Source organism: Pelistega indica (assembly GCF_000506865.1).
GTDB lineage: Bacteria > Pseudomonadota > Gammaproteobacteria > Burkholderiales > Burkholderiaceae_B > Taylorella > Taylorella indica.
In genome coordinates this window covers 1-17,864 of sequence record NZ_AYSV01000107.1, presented here as the reverse complement: position 1 = coordinate 17,864, position 17,864 = coordinate 1, and the positions used below count along the sequence as shown (strand labels likewise).

At 38.6% G+C, this 17,864-nt stretch carries 17 protein-coding genes and 1 pseudogene; 15 read left to right on the top strand and 3 right to left on the bottom strand.

Annotation, left to right across the window (positions count from 1 at the left end; genetic code table 11):
* A pseudogene (locus V757_RS0114885) lies at positions 1–194 on the bottom strand (response regulator); the annotation flags it as partial.
* A gap of 139 nt (positions 195–333) precedes the next feature.
* Between V757_RS0114885 and ubiE the strand changes: the two are divergent.
* The 5 genes from ubiE (at position 334) to rfaE2 (ending at position 4,985) form a co-directional block, all read left to right on the top strand.
* The gene (gene ubiE, locus V757_RS24965) at positions 334–1,095 is read left to right on the top strand and encodes a bifunctional demethylmenaquinone methyltransferase/2-methoxy-6-polyprenyl-1,4-benzoquinol methylase UbiE (protein WP_023952379.1); all 762 of its coding nucleotides are present in this window, start codon (positions 334–336) and stop codon (positions 1,093–1,095) included.
* Between the two features lie 153 nt (positions 1,096–1,248).
* The gene (locus V757_RS24960; RefSeq protein WP_023952377.1) at positions 1,249–2,217 is read left to right on the top strand and encodes a Tim44 domain-containing protein; all 969 of its coding nucleotides are present in this window, start codon (positions 1,249–1,251) and stop codon (positions 2,215–2,217) included.
* Between the two features lie 112 nt (positions 2,218–2,329).
* Positions 2,330–2,941 carry a ubiquinone biosynthesis accessory factor UbiJ gene (locus tag V757_RS0114880; protein WP_081710700.1) on the top strand — a complete coding sequence of 204 codons (612 nt, stop codon included), beginning with the start codon at positions 2,330–2,332 and terminating at the stop codon, positions 2,939–2,941.
* Positions 2,942–4,492, top strand: coding sequence for a ubiquinone biosynthesis regulatory protein kinase UbiB (ubiB, locus tag V757_RS0114875; protein WP_031274791.1), 1,551 nt, complete (start codon positions 2,942–2,944; stop codon positions 4,490–4,492).
* Between the two features lie 4 nt (positions 4,493–4,496).
* A complete protein-coding gene (rfaE2, locus tag V757_RS24955; protein WP_023952375.1) occupies positions 4,497–4,985 on the top strand; it encodes a D-glycero-beta-D-manno-heptose 1-phosphate adenylyltransferase in 489 nt (162 codons plus the stop codon).
* A gap of 111 nt (positions 4,986–5,096) precedes the next feature.
* Here the strand turns inward: rfaE2 and V757_RS24950 are convergent, their stop codons facing one another.
* Positions 5,097–5,774, bottom strand: coding sequence for a protein-L-isoaspartate O-methyltransferase family protein (locus V757_RS24950; protein WP_023952373.1), 678 nt, complete (start codon positions 5,772–5,774; stop codon positions 5,097–5,099).
* 57 nt (positions 5,775–5,831) lie between these two features.
* Positions 5,832–6,650 (bottom strand): bifunctional hydroxymethylpyrimidine kinase/phosphomethylpyrimidine kinase, encoded by an 819-nt coding sequence (gene thiD / locus V757_RS24945; protein ID WP_023952371.1) that lies wholly within the window; start codon positions 6,648–6,650, stop codon positions 5,832–5,834.
* 241 nt (positions 6,651–6,891) lie between these two features.
* Here thiD and ppk2 point away from each other — a divergent pair, with 241 nt between their 5' ends.
* The 10 genes from ppk2 (at position 6,892) to V757_RS24900 (ending at position 16,851) form a co-directional block, all read left to right on the top strand.
* On the top strand, positions 6,892–7,953 hold the full coding sequence (gene ppk2, locus V757_RS24940) for a polyphosphate kinase 2 (protein ID WP_023952369.1): 1,062 nt from the start codon (positions 6,892–6,894) through the stop codon (positions 7,951–7,953).
* Between the two features lie 274 nt (positions 7,954–8,227).
* Positions 8,228–9,574: a glutathione-disulfide reductase gene (gene gorA, locus V757_RS24935; RefSeq protein WP_023952367.1), complete on the top strand. Its 1,347-nt coding sequence runs from the start codon at positions 8,228–8,230 to the stop codon at positions 9,572–9,574.
* Positions 9,574–10,815, top strand: coding sequence for a mechanosensitive ion channel family protein (locus V757_RS24930; protein ID WP_023952365.1), 1,242 nt, complete (start codon positions 9,574–9,576; stop codon positions 10,813–10,815). The genes gorA and V757_RS24930 overlap by 1 nt, the downstream gene beginning before the upstream one ends.
* Positions 10,816–10,829: 14 nt before the next feature.
* Entirely contained in the window at positions 10,830–11,834 is a 1,005-nt protein-coding gene (locus V757_RS24925; RefSeq protein ID WP_023952363.1) for an asparaginase, read from the top strand.
* 164 nt (positions 11,835–11,998) lie between these two features.
* Positions 11,999–13,393: a GntP family permease gene (locus V757_RS24920; RefSeq protein WP_023952361.1), complete on the top strand. Its 1,395-nt coding sequence runs from the start codon at positions 11,999–12,001 to the stop codon at positions 13,391–13,393.
* A 224-nt stretch (positions 13,394–13,617) separates the two neighbouring features.
* Positions 13,618–13,794 (top strand): hypothetical protein, encoded by a 177-nt coding sequence (locus V757_RS28470; RefSeq protein ID WP_023952359.1) that lies wholly within the window; start codon positions 13,618–13,620, stop codon positions 13,792–13,794.
* A gap of 119 nt (positions 13,795–13,913) precedes the next feature.
* Positions 13,914–14,567: a 7-cyano-7-deazaguanine synthase QueC gene (gene queC / locus V757_RS24915; protein ID WP_023952357.1), complete on the top strand. Its 654-nt coding sequence runs from the start codon at positions 13,914–13,916 to the stop codon at positions 14,565–14,567.
* Between the two features lie 3 nt (positions 14,568–14,570).
* Entirely contained in the window at positions 14,571–14,999 is a 429-nt protein-coding gene (queD, locus tag V757_RS24910; RefSeq protein WP_023952355.1) for a 6-carboxytetrahydropterin synthase QueD, read from the top strand.
* Positions 14,989–15,762, top strand: coding sequence for a 7-carboxy-7-deazaguanine synthase QueE (locus V757_RS24905; RefSeq protein WP_023952353.1), 774 nt, complete (start codon positions 14,989–14,991; stop codon positions 15,760–15,762). The genes queD and V757_RS24905 overlap by 11 nt, the downstream gene beginning before the upstream one ends.
* A 123-nt stretch (positions 15,763–15,885) precedes the next feature.
* Positions 15,886–16,851: a Bug family tripartite tricarboxylate transporter substrate binding protein gene (locus V757_RS24900; RefSeq protein ID WP_023952351.1), complete on the top strand. Its 966-nt coding sequence runs from the start codon at positions 15,886–15,888 to the stop codon at positions 16,849–16,851.
* Positions 16,852–17,864 lie beyond the last annotated feature (1,013 nt).

Genomic DNA, 17,864 nt, shown 5'->3' with positions numbered 1-17,864 from the left:
CCAATGTTAATCCTGAAGTGCTTGGTAGWCATCCAATCCAATAAAATTAAGTCTGGTAATTCTGCATTAATTAATATTTTGGCTTGTTCTGCATCAAGTGCACGCAATACTTTGTGCCCAGAGAAGGTTAAGTTAACAGCGATTAGTTCCTGAATTGCTGGTTCATCTTCAACAACGAGAATAGTACTTGCCATAATAAGGTAAAATAGAAAAAATAGATTAATGGAATGGTACAACTTAAGATATACCACTTCTTGCTGGCTAAAACAGCAATTACGTCATCTTAAATCCATTTTGTGTCATGTTTGTGACAGTTTAACATGTGAATAAATTATGAGTAATGAAAATAAAACGACAGACCAAGAAACAACCCATTTTGGTTTTCAGACGGTAAAAGAAGTCGAAAAAGCAAATAAAGTGGCCGGAGTGTTCCACTCAGTTGCTTCTCGTTATGATGTCATGAATGATTTTATGTCGGTTGGTTTACATCGAATTTGGAAATTGTTCACGATAGGAAAGTCAAATGTACGACCCGGTATGAAAGTGTTGGATATTGCCGCAGGGACGGGTGATTTGACGATGGCTTTTGCCAAGAAAGTGGGCAAAACGGGTGAAGTTTGGCATACAGATATTAATGAGTCGATGCTGAGTGTTGGTCGGGATCGCCTGATTGATAAAGGCTTTAGTGTGCCTAGCGTTGTCTGTGATGCAGAAGCATTGCCTTTTCCTGATAATTATTTCGATATTGTCACTGTGGCTTTTGGTTTGCGTAACATGACCCATAAAGACAAAGCATTGGCCGAGATGTTAAGAGTGTTAAAACCAGGTGGTAAATTGCTCGTATTAGAGTTTTCGCGTATTTATAAACCACTTGAGCCGGCTTATGACTGGTATTCGTTTAATATCTTGCCATGGTTAGGTAAAAAAGTTGCTAATGATGAGGATAGCTACCGCTATTTAGCTGAATCTATACGTATGCATCCAGATCAAGAGACACTTGCTCAAATGATGCGTGATGTAGGTTTTGAGCGAGTAAATTATCATAATTTAACAGCGGGTATTACGGCTTTACACGAAGGGATTAAATTACGCTAGGAGGTTGCTCTTTTGTAAGAAGGTATAAGAAAGGGGTATGGAGTGGTCTTGATATTAATTGAAATACCCATATTTTAAAATGCATCAATTTGTGTTGAGTTGAAAGCAATTTATGCTACACTTAATTGAAATTAACGTATTTTAAGGATGCTTATGAAAGGTAAACTTCCCCGTTTTTTATCAGCCGCATTAGTTGTGATTGCGTCTGTTGCCATGCTAGGCGTGGCTGATGATGCCGAAGCACGTCGTATGGGTGGTGGTTCTAGTTTTGGTCGTCAGTCGAGTAATATTATGAGAACACCATCAACAAGTGCTCCAGTTGCTCCTGCAGCGCGTCCAAATCAAATGAGTCCTAGCGCTACTAGTGGTGCAGCGACCGCGGCGGCTCGACCTAAAACAGGTTTTTCTCGATTCTTAGGGCCTATTGCGGGTATTGCGGCAGGTCTTGGTATCGCCGCGTTATTGTCTAGCCTAGGGCTAAGTGGTGCTTTCCTTGAATTTATGTCTAGCCTAGTATTGATTGGCTTGGTTGTATTTGGGGTAATGTTTGTATTGCGTCGTTTACGTGGTGCGCCCCAGACTGCTGGTGCCAGTGCCAATACTAGTGCAAACAATACTTACAAAAACTCGTTTGAACGTAGTCATCCAGTCAATCCAAATTCAGGCGTTAATTCATCCTCTGCCACATTTGGATCGCCAGTTGCTCCTGCCCCAGCTACTGACAAACAAGGTCAAGATAATTGGTTTATCCCTGCTGATTTTGATAAGGTGTCATTTTTACAAGAAGCTAAAAAGCAATATGTGGCGATTCAGGCATTATCTGATCAAGGAAATATTGCACAATTACAGCAATATTTAACAGATGATTTATTGCGTGAATTAACACCTAGTATCCAAGCAAATGCAGGAGGAAAAACAGAAATAGTGTTATTAAATGCTGAACTCTTGGGGATTGAAAAAATTCATGATACTCAAGGAGATGGTCATTTAGCTAGTGTTCGTTTCTCTGGTATGGTGCGAGAAAATGTGGGTGAAGCAACAACACGTTTTGAAGAGGTTTGGAATTTATATAAAGCTGCAAATAGTGGTTGGTTATTAGCAGGTATCCAACAATTTAGCTAATAGTTTTAATAACTAACGATTGTATTTAAATACGCACCCACATCCCCGATTACTCTTTGTTAGTCGGGGATTTTTGTTAAACTAAAGCCTATTACATTTTTTGATAGATATCATGTTCCCCCCCATTTTTATGAAACCACAGCAAGTCTTCGTGAATGCCTTCAATGCCTTACTTAAACGAGAAGATTGGGCAAAACAGAAAATAAAAAATCACGCTAGCAAGATAGTGAAATTGAATATTTCAAGCTGGAGTTTGTTGTTAAAGATAGCCGATGATGGCACTGTGCAATGGTGGCAGACAGCAGATTCGGCTAATGTTACTTTAACCATTACAGATGATGCTTTGAAAGAGCTGCCTAAGACGTTACAAGAAAAAGCGGATATAGATCGTTTGGCTTCTTTGTTGCATATTGAGGGGGATGCCGGTTTAGCGAAATTAGTCTCAGAACTAGCCTTAAATTTACGTTGGGATATAGAAGCAGAATTAATTCAAACAGTTGGTCCTTTTATGGCAAGTATTTTGCTTAATGGATTTAAAAAAATCAAACAAACAAGTGAGTTTGTTAGCGAAAAAGGTTTAGAAAAAACGAAAGACTTTCTTAGCCAAGATTATCATGTGATTGTACAAAAACCTGTTGTACAAGTATTACAGCAAGATATCGTTGCCTTACAACAATCCCTTACAAAGCTTGAGCAACGCATCCACAGATTACAGAAGGTGTAAATGAGATTTTTACGGTTAATACGCATTACCTTTATTTGTTGGCGTTATGGCTTAGACGAGCTTATTCTTGAGAATATTCGTCATCCCATTGCCACTTTTTTAATTAAGGTTACCCGTTTAGGACGAACGTATAAACAGCCCCGAGGCCAACGCTTGCGAGAAGCGTTGGAAGAATTGGGTCCCATTTTTGTAAAGTTTGGACAGGTACTGTCAACAAGACGTGATGTTGTACCACATGATATTGCAGATGAATTAGCATTATTACAGGATAAGGTGCCACCATTCTCTCCTGAGCAAGCGGTTGCGATGATAGAGAAGTCATTGGGTAAACCAATTAATGAGATTTTTGCTCAATTTACACTAGAGCCCCATGCTTCTGCATCAGTGGCACAAGTACATGTCGCTTATTTATTTAATGGTCAAAAAGTAGCGGTTAAAGTGCTTAGACCCGGTATGCTCAAGGTGATTGAGAAGGACTTAGCCTTAATGAGGGCGTTTGCCGCTATTGTTCAGCGTTATATTCCCGATGGTAAACGATTAAAGCCTAAAGAGGTGGTTGCTGAATTCGATCAATATTTACATGACGAACTGGATTTACAAGTTGAAGCGGCTAATTGTAGTCAATTACGACGTAACTTTAATCGCCCAGAGAGAAAGGGGTTATTGTTAGTACCAGAGGTATTTTGGGAGTATTCGACTCAAGATGTCTTTACCATGGAGTGGATGGAAGGAATTCCTATCAATCGTGTAGAGCTATTGAGAGAAAAGGGCGTGGATATAGAGAAACTAGCACGGATGGGTGTGGAGATCTTTTTCACACAAGTATTTGAAGATGGGTTTTTTCATGCTGATATGCATCCGGGTAATATCCTAGTATCACTCGATGAAAATACTTTTGGGCAATATATTGCTGTGGATTTTGGTATTGTTGGCTCTTTATCTGAGTTTGATAAAAACTATTTGGCACAGAACTTTTTAGCCTTTTTCCAACGAGATTATCGGCGTGTGGCTCAATTACATATTGAGTCTGGTTGGGTGCCAGCTGATACACGAGAGGAACAACTTGAGGCGGCGGTTCGTACTGTATGTGAACCTCATTTCGATCGTCCTCTATCAGAAATTAGCCTTGGTCAAGTATTAATGCGCTTATTTCAAACATCAAGAAGGTTTAATGTTGAAATTCAACCCCAGTTAGTCTTATTACAAAAAACCTTGTTAAATATAGAAGGAATGGGACGTGAGTTAGATCCTAATCTTGATTTATGGCAGACAGCAAAGCCATTTTTAGAAAAATGGATGTGGGAAAGAGTTGGTCCTAAAGGTTTAGTTAGACAAGTAAAAAAAGAAGCTTCACAATGGTCAATGATTTTACCCTCTATTCCACGCTTGGTAGAACAAAATTTATCTAGAGAGGATCAATCAGCTGAAATATTAAAGGTTTTACAAGAAATAAAAAAAGAACAGGCTTCACGTAAGTTAATTAGTTGCTTGATGGCTGTGATTTCTTTATCAGCGTTTGGTTTGGCGTTATATCTTATTTTTGAAGTATAAAAAGATGCGTTTTGAAGACAAAATATTAAGCCCAGATGAAGTAGTGGCAAAAATACAATCAGGCGATTTACCACGCCCCTTAGTGTTTACCAATGGTGTGTTTGATATTTTGCACCGTGGTCATGTCACTTATCTTGAACAGGCGGCAAATTTAGGTGGTAGTTTAGTGGTTGCTGTGAATACAGATGCTTCTGTGAAACGCTTAGGTAAGGCGGCAGATCGTCCTTTTAATACCATGCAGGACAGACAAGCATTACTGGCTGCCTTGCAAAGTACTCAAGTGGTAACTTTTTTTGATGAAGACACACCTTACCAGCTGATTGAAAAACTCCGACCAGACATTATTGTCAAAGGTGGAGATTATGATATGGAAAAATTAGCGGAAACAGCCTTGGTGAAATCTTGGGGAGGTAAGGCGATTGCTATTGATTTTCAACATGAACGATCTACAACGGCATTAGTGAACAAGATTAAAACAGGTGAACAGCAATAGTGTAGATTCTTTTGAGCATTATAAAACCCTAACAGACGATATACGAATATATTGATTGTTAGGGTTATTTATTGATGCTACTAATCCGTTTTTAAAACTAAATATGATGATTTAGAATTTAAAACGTGAAGCGACAGCACCGTTAAGAGGTTTAATCACAGTTTCTTCTAAGAACTCTTCGACAAAGTGAGAGGCACTTTGTCGCGTAATTCGGATTAATGACATAACGGTGCCTGTTCCAACAACGATTAATAGGCGACCACCTTCAGTAAGCTTATATTTTAAGGCGTCTGGAAGAGTAGGTAGTGATCCTGTAAAGACGATAGCATTATATTCTACGGATCCCCAGCCATTTCTCCCATCACCTACTTCTACGTTAACGTTTGCAATATGATTACGCTCAAGATTTGATTTGGCGAATGCAGCAATAGCGGGGTCAATTTCTATGGAAGTGACCTGAGTACATAAGCGACTGAGTAGTGCTGCCTGAAAGCCACTACCTGTGCCGATTTCTAGGACGGTATCAGTCGGTTTTAATTGTAAGGCTTCAGCAAAGCGAGCTTCTAAACGAGGGACTAGCATCGTTTCATGAGCTTGTGTGCCTTCAACATCGATAGGGATTTCCGTATCGGTATAGGCCACACTTTTGTACTTATCAGTCACAAAAGCATCGCGAGATAATCCCATCAATGCATTAAGAACTTTTTCATCAAGAATGCCTGCGGGACGGATTTGTTGCTCGATCATATTAAAACGAGCTTTTTCTAATTGAGATGGCGAAATGCTCATAAAACACTCACAAAATAAGCTGATAAATTAATTAGCTATTTTAGCAAATTTCAAACCTTAGCGTGACCACAATGCATGGAAATGATGGATTGGTCCATGACCGCTTCCTACGGATAGGCTATCTGCATGCAAAATAGACTGGTGAACATATTCAATTGCCTGACGAGTTGCTTCTGGCACATTATTGAATCTTGCCTGTAATGCACAGATAGCGGAAGACAATGAACAACCCGTTCCATGCGTATTTTTGGTGTGAATTTTTTGATGTTCAATTTCTAGCATTTTGTCACCATTAAATAGTAAATCAATGGTGTCATTGCCAGGTAAATGCCCCCCTTTCAACAGCACCCAGCGCTCATCTTTGGTGGGTAATAATGCATGTAATTTCTCTGCGACACGATACATTTCTTTGATAGTTTCTGGTGATGAGCCTAGCTGAAGAATATCAGCGGCTTCGGGTAGGTTTGGTGTAATCATATGGGACTGAATAATCAGTTCATTGATTAGTGCAGAGACGGCTTCTTTTTCTAATAGTCTTGCCTGACTTTTGGCTACCATGACAGGGTCAAGAACAATAAAAGGTGGTTTGTATTTTTCAAGTTTATCGGCAACCACACGAATGACGGATGCTTGACCAAGCATGCCAATTTTGACCCCATCAATACGAACATCATCAAATAAAGTATCGATTTGCTGAGCAATAAAGGCTGGGGATACAGGTTCAACAGCGCTTACTGTTTGTGTGTTTTGGGCGGTTAGGGCAGCAATAATGGCAGTGGCATAAGTCCCTAATGCACTCATTGTTTTGATATCAGCAAGAATGCCTGCTCCACCAGAAGGATCAACGCCAGCAATAGTTAGTGTATTTTTAATCATGCAAAATCTCTTAATGTTTAAGAATGGTAAAAACCTTCTTTATTTTATGGTCATATCAAAAGAAAACCTAATTTTACCCTCTAAAGAAGAGTAAAATATGTACTGTATAAAGGATTTTATGTTTTAGCGCTAGACGGGGTTTTGAGCTAGCGTAGTGTTTTTTATTTTTTCAGAATGGTAGAAGGAAATAAGATGGTAACAGCAAAAAAAAACGACTCGTAAAGTATCTGAGGGAGATACTATGTCGGGAACTACAAGAAGACAAACTCGTTCTAATGTTGTAAAAGATAGAGTCCGTTCTCGTATTGACGCTGAAGGTGCAGCAATAGCAGATGCACTTGAAAAGGGTGAAGATAAGCTTTCAGCAGTACGCAGTTTGTTAGAGGGTATTTCTGAAGACGATCGTAAAGAATTATTTAAATTATTAAAAGAAGAAAAAGATAAATTAAGCCGTGAAAAAGTATCTAATCCTGATGCAGAGTTAGTCGAAAACTGGCAAGAAGAAGGTGTTTATCCTTACCGTTATTTAATGTCTCGCCGCAATTATGAATTTCAAAAATACAATCTACAAGTTGAATTATTAAAATTACAGCAATGGGTTCAAGAGACAGGTTCTCGTATTGTTATCCTATTCGAAGGACGTGATGCGGCAGGTAAGGGTGGTACGATTAAGCGTTTTATGGAGCACTTAAATCCACGTTTTGCTCGTGTAGTAGCTTTACAAAAACCTACAGAGATGGAGGCTGGTCAATGGTATTTCCAACGCTATGTACAACACTTACCTACAAAAGGTGAAATCGTTTTATTTGACCGTTCTTGGTACAACCGTGCTGGTGTAGAGCGTGTGATGGGTTTCTGTACTGATGCTCAATACCAAGAATTTATGCGTCAAGCACCTGAGTTTGAGCGTAATCTTGTACGTAGTGGTATCGTATTAATTAAATTCTGGTTCTCAGTAAGTCGTGATGAACAAAGACGTCGTTTCCGTGAACGTAAAAATCATCCATTGAAACAATGGAAACTTTCTCCTATTGATATGGCCTCTCTTGATAAATGGGAAGACTATACAAAAGCAAAAGAAGCGATGTTCTTCCACACAGATACTAGTGATGCACCATGGACTGTAGTGAAGTCAAATTGTAAGAAGCGTGCGCGCTTAAATGCACTACGCTATGTATTACATAAGTTTAATTACAAAAACAAAAACATTAATAGTATCGGTAAGATTGACCCACTTATCGTTGGTCGCTCTAATGTGATTTACGAATCAGGTGAAAGCGCAGCTCTAGATCTTGCGAAATAACTTATTGGTGGCGTGTAAATTATTGATTTAAAAGCTAGCAAGCTAAGATTAAAAAAGAGATTTGCCACTAATCAAAGCCAAATCAGAACAAATCTGATTTGGCTTTTTTATAAGCCGTAAAAATAGCATAAAATGGACATATTAAGAAAAGGCAATAGATTACATATGTGTTTGAGAAATAGTTGCTAGGGCTGTATTGATATTTATACGCCAACAGTGCTAAGTACTATATGCTATTGTTATCCAATAAGTAATATTTTTTGTGAGGTTAGCCATGGATTTTGATTTATTTGTGATTGGTGCTGGTAGTGGTGGTGTTCGTGCTGCACGTATGGCTGCTGCCAAAGGTGTCAAAGTGGCAGTAGTCGAAGATGCGCCATTAGGAGGAACTTGCGTAAATTTAGGGTGTATTCCTAAAAAATTATATAGTTATGCCTCTAGCTTTCCTGCTCATTTTAGTTCTTCAGAAGGTTATGGTTGGTCTCATGTGGAGTCAAGCCTTGATTGGGAATTATTGAAAAAAAATCGAGCGATTGAAATTAAACGCTTAAATGGTGTATATGCCAATTTACTGAAAAATTCTGGTGTTGTGCTAATTGAGGGAAGAGGTTCTTTAGTTGATAAAAATACCGTTAAAGTAGGTGATAAAACATATACAGTTAAAAACATTCTTATCGCTACTGGTGGCTGGCCATCAGTGCCAGATATTTCTGGTAAAGAGTTAGTCATAACATCCAATGAGATTTTTGATTTGCCAGTATTCCCTAAACGCCTGCTTGTCGTTGGCGGTGGTTATATTGCAAGTGAATTTGCCTCTATTTTTAATGGTTTAGGCGCAAAGGTTATTCAGCTCTATCGTTCCGAAAAAATCTTACGTGGTTTTGATGAGGACTTGCGTGATTTCTTAAGTCAGGAAATGATTAAACATGGTGTGGATATTCGTGTAAATAGTGATGTAGCAAAAATTGAAAAAACAGCGAATGGTCTCTTAGTGACACTAAAAGATGGTCAGACAGAAGAGGTTGATCAGGTGCTTTATGCAACAGGGCGTGTACCAAATACGAAAGGGTTAAATTTGGATGCTGTTGGCGTAAAAACGAATAAAAAAGGTCAAATTGAGGTGGATAAAAATTACACTACCTCAGTTGAATCGATTTATGCCTTAGGTGATGTAGTCGGCCATTTAGAGTTGACTCCTGTTGCTTTAGGAGAAGCAATGACAGTAGTGGATTATTTGTTTGGCGATAAAAAGCGTCAGATGAGTTATGACAATATTCCTACCGCGATTTTTACCACACCTAATGCGGCAACAGTTGGTTTAACGGAAGAGCAAGCTCGTGAGCAGTACGGTGAAGTTTTAATTTTTAAATCAGAGTTTAAAGCACTTAAACATACTTTAACAGGTAAAACGGAGCGTACTCTGATGAAAATGATTGTGGATAAGGCTAGTGATAAAGTAGTTGGTATTCATATGGTAGGTGATGATGCTGGTGAAATCATTCAAGGTTTTGCTGTGGCATTAAAAGCAGGAGCTACAAAGGCTATTTTTGATAATACAATTGGCATTCATCCAACAGCTGCTGAAGAGTTTGTGACAATGAGAACGCCAGTGGAGGGTTAATGCAGAAACAGATACAAGAATGGTTGCTTTCGAAACAAGTTGATTTTTATCCAGAATACCTAGCCGAGGGACTAGCTTTGCTAGGGATTCTTATTAGTTGTGTAGTTATATTTTATGTTGCGTATTTAGTTTTACGTCGCATTATGTATACAATATGTGCTAAGTCATCATTTTTATTCATGCGTGGCCTTAGTGAAACTAGATTATTTACATATATTAATTATCTGATTCTAGCTATTGCGCTACAGCAGCTAGCAGTATGGTGGTTGAGCCCTTCAACACTACAGAAAATCATTATTGTCGCTGCTCAAGTATGGTTTTTGTTAAATCTTTTATTGATTGCATTTGCTTTATTAAACACCTTAACGCATTGGACTTTTGAGCGTAATTTTGCTGGTAATTTTCCTGTGCGAGGATTAGTACAGACGCTTAAATTATTATTATCAATCGGCATTGGTATCGGAATTGTGTCTCTGATGATTGGTCAATCACCATTAATCCTTTTATCTGGATTGGGTGCTATGACAGCAGTCCTGATGTTGGTGTTTAAGGATCCTATTTTGGGTTTGGTAGCAGGTATTCAATTATCCGCAAATAATATGTTGAGTATTGGGGACTGGCTTGAAATGGGAAAATACAATGCGGATGGTGCAGTGATTGATATTGGGTTGACGACAGTTAAGGTAAAAAACTGGGATAATACGATTACAACTATTCCGACTTACGCTCTTATTTCGGATTCGTTTAAAAATTGGCGATCAATGAGTGAATCAGGTGGTCGTCGTATCAAGCGATCAGTAATGATTGATACCAGCACTGTACATTTTATTTCTGAAGAGATGGTTCAGCGATTAACACGCAGCCCTTTGTTGTCAGAGTATATTATTGCTAAATCGCATGAGTTAGAAAGAGTGAATCAAGAAGCTGATATGAGCCTGGCCTTGAATGGTCGTCGTTTAACTAATTTGGGTACATTTCGAGCTTATCTGGAAAGATATTTAAAAAATCATCCTAAGATTCATCAAGGAATGACGGTGATGGTTCGCCAATTAGCACCAACAGATAAAGGAATTCCTATCGAAATTTATTGCTTTAGCAATGATGTTGCTTGGGTAAATTATGAGGCTATTCAAGCTGATATTTTTGACCATATTTTTGCCGTGGTGAGTGAGTTTGGGCTCCGAATTTATCAATCACCGACTGGTTATGATATGCGTAAAGGGTTAAGCTCTAGAGTCTAGTAAGGAAAAAGTATATGTTTAAGAGAACGTCTGTAGTAGCGATTGGAACATTAGGTGGTACCATCACCATGACATCAAACCAAGGTGCGGCAGGGGTTAGCTCAACTTTAGGGGCAGAAGATCTCGCTCAGTCCATTCCGGGTTTGGCTAATTTAAATATTAAGTTAACACTTAAAACATTAGCCAATTTGGCTAGTGGTTCGATTCGCTTTGAAACGCTTTTTAATGCACTACGTTGGGCAAAACAACAGGTAGAAGATGGGGCAGATGGAGTGGTACTTGTTCAGGGTACAGATACTTTAGAAGAGTCTGCCTTTTTGATGCATTTATACTGGCCATACCCCCAACCATTAGTGCTGACAGGGGCGATGCGTTCACCGTCAGAGGCAGGCGCAGATGGCCCTGCAAATTTGCTTGCAGCTATTGAAACAGCGGCTAGTCCGGCTATGCAAAATTATGGTGCGTTGGTGGTGATGGGTGATGAAGTTCACCAAGCACGTTATGTAAAGAAACTTCATACCACTTCAGTGGGGGCTTTTGCGTCACTTATTATAGGTCCAGTAGCTTATCTGCAAGAGAATCAATTAATAGTGTATCGATTACCTAGTCCTAATCGATTTGTATTTGATATACCTGATCAATTTACAGCACAAACATTATTGATTGAGACCACTTTGGATGAGTCTGTCGCACTTTATCAAGCTATCCCTGATTTAGGCTATCAGGGCTTGGTCATAGCCGGTTATGGTAGCGGTCATGTGTCTGAAAAAGTTCGTGACGTATTGACGCCAATAGTGGCGAAAATGCCAGTGATTATGGCGTCTAGAACAGGGGCTGGTAGTACTACTAAGGCAGTTTATGGCTATAAAGGTGGGGAAATAGATTTACAAGCTATGGGCATCATGATGGCTGGTGGTTTATGTCCTCGTAAAACAAGATTATTATTAAATGCCTTATTATGGTCAGGAGCTACACGACTAGAAATTCAGCAGCGAGTAAAACAGTTTGGAGAAGGCTAATACTAGGGTTACTACTAACTCTTGTGTTCAAAACATATAAATCTCATCAAAGCCCCCTATAATGGCAAGCTTAGCTCTAGACGTATTATTTTTTGTTACATCTGTCCTGCTAGGAGCTTGGTAACAATCAAAAAGGAAAAAGGGTGTAATTTAGGAGTAGGAAAATGTTACTTAGTACAGTAGCTATTATCATTTCGTTAGTTTTATTGATGTATCTTGCCTATAGAGGAGTTTCAGTATTAATTTTGGCACCTGTAATGGCAGCATTGGCAGTGCTTTTATCTGGTGACTTTGCTTTTATGGCACCAATTTATACCGAAACCTTCATGGGTGGGCTAGGAAATTATTTATTAAAATTTTTCCCTGTATTTTTATTGGGTGCTCTTTTTGGTCAGTTAATTGCTGATTCTGGCGCTGCCTCTAGTATTGCACATTGGTTCACTAGAATTCTAGGCCCTAAACATGCCATTCTTACTGTCGTACTTGCTTGTGCAGCACTAACATACGGTGGAGTTTCTTTATTTGTTGTCGCGTTTGCCATTTATCCTATTGCAAAAGTGATGTTCTACAAAGCAGGTATTCCTAAACGTATTATTCCAGGGGCAATTGCGCTAGGAGCATTTACCTTTACGATGACCTCTTTGCCCGGAACGCCAGCCATTCAAAATGCTATTCCTATCCCTTTTTATCATACTAACGTTTTTGCAGCACCTGGTTTAGGTATTATTGGCTCGTTAGTGATGTTTGTATTTGGTTGGATGTGGTTAGAAAGCCGTGCTAGAAAAGCCAAACAAGCAGGGGAAGGCTATGGTGATCATAACGACGGTGTTGAGCATGAAAATATTAGTGAGCACAATGCTATGTCTGTAGCCTTAGCCTTTTCGCCACTTGTCTTGGTTATTGCTTTAAATGCATTGTTTACCTATATTATTTTTCCGGGTATGGATTTTTCAGCGGTTACAGGAAAATTTGCAAATTTAGTACCATCTAAAAATACAGGGATGTGGGCTATTATTATTGCATTAATTATTTCATGCTTATGGTTAATTGTTATCGCTTGGAATCGTTGGGAAGATTTAAAAAATACCATCAACAAAGGTTCTATGGGATCAATGTTACCGGCATTTAATACGGCGTCTGAAGTGGGTTATGGTGCTGTGATTGCAAGCTTAGCAGGTTTTGCAATTATTAAAAATTTCGTGTTAGGTGTTGCACCAGGTAATCCATTAATTTCTGAAGCCGTGGCAATGTCAGCCTTGGCAGGTATTACGGGTTCTTCATCAGGTGGCTTAAGTATTGCATTACAAACATTAGGGGCAGACTATTTACGCTTAGCTACAGAAAATAATATTAGCCCAGAACTTTTACATAGAGTTGCCGTCATTGCAGCAGGAGGTTTTGATACCTTACCGCATTGTGGAGCAATCATTACGTTATTATCTATTTGTGGTTTAAATCATCGTCAGTCTTATTTAAATATCGCTGCAGTAACGATTGTAGGTCCAGTGCTAGCAGTTGCTACAGTGATTATTTTAGGGACAATGTTTGGTTCATTCTAAGCCACATATAAAGTAGAGCAAAAGGGGGGTACAGTGCTCCCTTTTGCCAGTTGATAATATTGTACTTTCGGCGTGCAGATTTTCAAATCTACTCTGGATAGCTGAGTGACTAAAGCAGAAAAGCTGCACGTCAAAATAAAAAAGTTGGAGAATATAAAAAGGGAGCAGAAGTACTCCCTTTTTTTAGGATATATACATAGAATATGTTTTAAAAGGAGATACGAATGGAAATTTATTATCTCATTGGTGCAATAGCAGTTGTTGTACTAATAGTTGCCCATTGGGCTTTGTGGAAATATTGGGTAAAACCAATGTTTAATAAACATATTGAGAATGAACGATTACGCGAGCAAGCACAAAATCAAAAAATTAAGTCAATCAATGAAGAACATAATACTTAATTAAATAAGTTGAATGCATTCTTTTGATTTTGCCATCAAATGCTATAATACAAAGTGCCGTGGTTCGAAATCCTCCCACGCAGTACCGTTAAGTACTAAAACAAAACTAAGGAAAACAAATGACTATTCAAGAAAAAGCCTTGGTCATCTTTTCAGGTGGTCAGGACTCTACGACCTGTTTATTACAGGCGATTGCCACGTATGGGCAACAAAACGTACAAGTAATTACTTTTGCTTATGGGCAAAGACATGCTATTGAGTTAGAAAAAGCCAAATGGATTGCCCAAGATTTAGGTGTGAGGCAAACCGTATTGGATTTGTCTCTAATGAAACAAATTACGCATAATGCATTGATGGATGAGCAAGCGGATATTGAGCAAACTGATCAAGGCATGCCAAATACGTTTGTTGATGGTAGAAATGCACTATTTCTACTGTATGCGGCTATTTATGCAAAATCTCAAGAGATAAAACATATTATCGTCGGGGTGTGTGAAACTGATTTTAGTGGCTATCCTGATTGTCGAGATGTGTTTATCAAATCCATGAATGTTAGCCTTAATTTGGCGATGGATTATCCATTTCAAATTCATACACCTTTAATGTATTTAACTAAAGCACAGACATGGGCATTAGCCGACCAATTAGGTGGTTTGCAGTATGTGCGAGAGCATACGCATACCTGTTATATGGGCGTTGAAGGTGGATGTGGGGAGTGTCCTAGTTGCTTATTGCGCAATAAGGGTTTGGCAGAATATTTAGAGAGTAAATAGTAAATGAAAGTCGTAAAAATTTTTACCTTTGATAGCTCACATCTCTTAGACGGTCATGATGGGAAGTGCAAAAACTTACATGGTCACACATATAAATTAGAAGTGGAAGTCAGTGGTGAGTTGATTGAAAGTGGTCCAAAAGAAGGTATGGTATTAGATTTTGGGGATTTAAAAAAGATAGTACAGCGAGAAATCATTGATAAAATGGATCACGCATTTTTATACAATCGCTTAAATGAACGAGAGCGTTCTATTGCTCAAATGCTTGAAGGATGGAGTATGAAGACATATCCTTTAGAGCAAAGAACTACCGCCGAAGTCATGAGTAAGCATATTTTCCATGTACTCAAGGCACATCAATTACCAGTTACCAGAGTCCGTTTATGGGAAACACCTACTTCCTATAGTGAGTATGAACCAAATGTCGGTTGAACATATATTGCAACCTGCTCAACAACTTGCTGAGCCTTTTTCCATTGATGAGCAACACCCTCAGTACCGTATTGTAGAAATCTTTGAAAGTTTACAGGGTGAGGGGTTTAATACGGGTATGCCCGCAATTTTTATTCGACTAGGCAAATGTAGTCTTGCTTGTTCGTGGTGTGATACTGATTATTTGAAGTTTGAATTAAAATCTCTAAATGATATTTTTGCCATGATAGATGGCTATACAGCAAAAAATATTATTATCACGGGTGGTGAGCCTACTATTCATCCCTATATTGAGCAGTTGTTAGATGCTTTAAAGTTAAAAGGTTATCATTTGTGTATTGAGAGTAATGCCTTACATGCAATACCGTTACAGATAGAATACGTGGCTGTGAGCCCTAAATACTGTTATTCAGAAAAGTACGCTAAGGAATGTATTTCTCACGCAGATGAAGTGCGTATTGTGATGGATCCTGATAAGTTGGGTTCACCAGAAAAGGGAGTATTACCACTTGAAAAAGAGCAAAGGGTACACACCTTTATTGAGTGGTGTGAAGAGATTGCCAATAAGATAAGCGCACAACACTATTATCTATCTCCTTTAGAGGTAGATGGGCAGATGAACATCTTGGATACTATCACGGCTATAGGCTTATTAAATGAAAGAGCGAAGGGTAGACAAAAAGATACGAAAAATTTGGCTAATAATTTCATCCCTCATTGGCAACTAAGTCTACAGACACATAAATTTGCTCATATTCAGTAGGCTTGTCATTCGAAAACAACACAAGACGTTAGTGTGGCTATGATTGGTAGCTCTACCAATAGTCGAAAGATAGGTAATATGCTATGTTGATAACATTGTTTTATCAGTAAAAGGATATATAGGATGTTTAAAAAGTATTTACTGGGCTCTGTCACCTGTATGATGAGTATGATTAGTGGCGTCAGCTCAGCTAATGAACCATTCCCTAGTCAAGCGATTAAGTGGATTGTGCCAAGCTCGCCAGGATCGGCATTTGATAACGTAGCACGTGTGTTAGAACCTGCATTAACTAAAAAGTTTGGTCAGTCTGTGGTTGTGCATAATTTAGCGGGTGCATCAAATATGACGGGAACCAAAGAGGTCGCTCGTGCCAAGCCAGATGGCTACACGGTTGGTATGATTTCGTCTACTCATGCGATTAATCCTTATCTACACGACAATATTCCATTTGATGCTGTTAAGGATTTTACGCCAATCACCAATCTTGTGATTACGCCCTTAATTGTGACGGTGCCTGCTAACTCACCTTATAAAACATTACAGGATTTGATTAAAGACGCTAAAGCGAATCCTGATAAAATCACTTATGGGTCTGCTGGTGTAGGTAACTCTTTACATCTTGCCACTGTATTATTGGAAAATAAGACAGGTATTAAAATGACTCATGCCCCTTATAAAGGGGGCAATCTGATAGTGACTGACTTAATTGCAGGACATTTGGATATGGCAACGATGGCGATTCCAAGCATTTTGGAGCAAGTAAAAGCAGGGACATTGCGTGCATTAGCCACAACGACAAATAAGCGTTCAGACGCATTACCTGATGTACCTACCATTGAAGAAACAGGCGTGAAAGGCTATAACTACTCAACGTGGTTAGCATTAGTGGGTCCTAAGGATTTGCCTACAGATATTCGCGATAAATGGAATGCGACTATCAAAGAAGTGATGGCTGATCCAGAGATTCAAGCAAAAATTAAAGGTTTGGGATTAAGTATTGAAACTTCAACGCCAGATGAATTAGCGGCTCGTATTCAGCAAGATCTTCAAGAAAATAAAACATTGCTAGAGCCCATTTTGAAAAAATAGCGCTTGCCAATTGATTTGTTAGTGTAGGTTCAATAAAGTGGTTTTGATGATATGATCATGAAAGCCCTAAGGTTAGTGTTAAGTGGGTTACATCAAAACCAAAAACTCAATCAATATAATGGTTAACCCCCATTCTACGTTTCAAGACGAAAAATGGGGGTATTGTTGACATATATAGGTATGAGTGCAGCGTCCTCCATTGCTATCAGTCTATAAATTTAAGTCATTCGGTCTATTTCCAGTATCGACGGATAAGAAAGCGAATGAGCTTAAACAAATAATACAACGCAAACAAAATGATTAAAGAGACAATCGCATGAACGGAAATAAAGATTGTATTAAAAACAAAATAATAGGCTTCCGCTGTATCTGGATTGCCCATAGAGACTAAAAACTCATTTAGCTCAGCCCCTTGTTCGTTTGTCAAGTAGATGAGTGGACAATTGTAAACAATAGAGAAATAGATGATATGGAAGCCCACAAAAAATATCAAAAATTTTAATAAATATCTAGTAACTTTCTTCATCGCATTTTCTCAAGCTAGTATGACCAAAAACAGTAACTGTCCCATAAGTTGGAATAGTGTGACTACTCTATTAAATTTAGATGTGTTTTTACGGTTTACTTAGTGGCTACATGAGGACTTATAATGGTTAACCCCCATTCTACGTTTCAAGACGAAAAATGGGGGTATTGTTGACATATATAGGTATGAGTGCAGCGTCCTCCATCGCTATCAGTCTACAAATTTAAGTCATTCGGTCTATTTCCAGTATCGACGGATAAGAAAGCGAATGAGCTTAAACAAATAATACAACGCAAACAAAATGATTAAAGAGACAATCGCATGAACGGAAATAAAGATTGTATTAAAAACAAAATAATAGGCTTCCGCTGTATCTGGATTGCCCATAGAGACTAAAAACTCATTTAGCTCAGTCCCCTTGTTCGTTTGTCAAGTAGATGAGTGGACAATTGTAAACAATAGAGAAATAAGATGATATAGGAAGCCA

Bases quoted from the DNA above. Each gene is read 5' to 3' on its own strand.
- ubiE (WP_023952379.1), top strand. From the start codon at position 334: ATGAGTAATGAAAATAAAACGACAGACCAAGAAACAACCCATTTTGGT.
- V757_RS24925 (WP_023952363.1), top strand. From the start codon at position 10,830: ATGTTTAAGAGAACGTCTGTAGTAGCGATTGGAACATTAGGTGGTACC.
- V757_RS0114880 (WP_081710700.1), top strand. From the start codon at position 2,330: ATGTTCCCCCCCATTTTTATGAAACCACAGCAAGTCTTCGTGAATGCC.
- V757_RS24900 (WP_023952351.1), top strand. From the start codon at position 15,886: ATGTTTAAAAAGTATTTACTGGGCTCTGTCACCTGTATGATGAGTATG.
- V757_RS24930 (WP_023952365.1), top strand. From the start codon at position 9,574: ATGCAGAAACAGATACAAGAATGGTTGCTTTCGAAACAAGTTGATTTT.
- V757_RS24905 (WP_023952353.1), top strand. From the start codon at position 14,989: ATGTCGGTTGAACATATATTGCAACCTGCTCAACAACTTGCTGAGCCT.
- V757_RS28470 (WP_023952359.1), top strand. From the start codon at position 13,618: ATGGAAATTTATTATCTCATTGGTGCAATAGCAGTTGTTGTACTAATA.
- ppk2 (WP_023952369.1), top strand. From the start codon at position 6,892: ATGTCGGGAACTACAAGAAGACAAACTCGTTCTAATGTTGTAAAAGAT.
- queC (WP_023952357.1), top strand. From the start codon at position 13,914: ATGACTATTCAAGAAAAAGCCTTGGTCATCTTTTCAGGTGGTCAGGAC.
- V757_RS24950 (WP_023952373.1), bottom strand. From the start codon at position 5,774: ATGAGCATTTCGCCATCTCAATTAGAAAAAGCTCGTTTTAATATGATC.
- V757_RS24920 (WP_023952361.1), top strand. From the start codon at position 11,999: ATGTTACTTAGTACAGTAGCTATTATCATTTCGTTAGTTTTATTGATG.
- ubiB (WP_031274791.1), top strand. From the start codon at position 2,942: ATGAGATTTTTACGGTTAATACGCATTACCTTTATTTGTTGGCGTTAT.
- rfaE2 (WP_023952375.1), top strand. From the start codon at position 4,497: ATGCGTTTTGAAGACAAAATATTAAGCCCAGATGAAGTAGTGGCAAAA.
- V757_RS24960 (WP_023952377.1), top strand. From the start codon at position 1,249: ATGAAAGGTAAACTTCCCCGTTTTTTATCAGCCGCATTAGTTGTGATT.
- thiD (WP_023952371.1), bottom strand. From the start codon at position 6,650: ATGATTAAAAATACACTAACTATTGCTGGCGTTGATCCTTCTGGTGGA.
- queD (WP_023952355.1), top strand. From the start codon at position 14,571: ATGAAAGTCGTAAAAATTTTTACCTTTGATAGCTCACATCTCTTAGAC.
- gorA (WP_023952367.1), top strand. From the start codon at position 8,228: ATGGATTTTGATTTATTTGTGATTGGTGCTGGTAGTGGTGGTGTTCGT.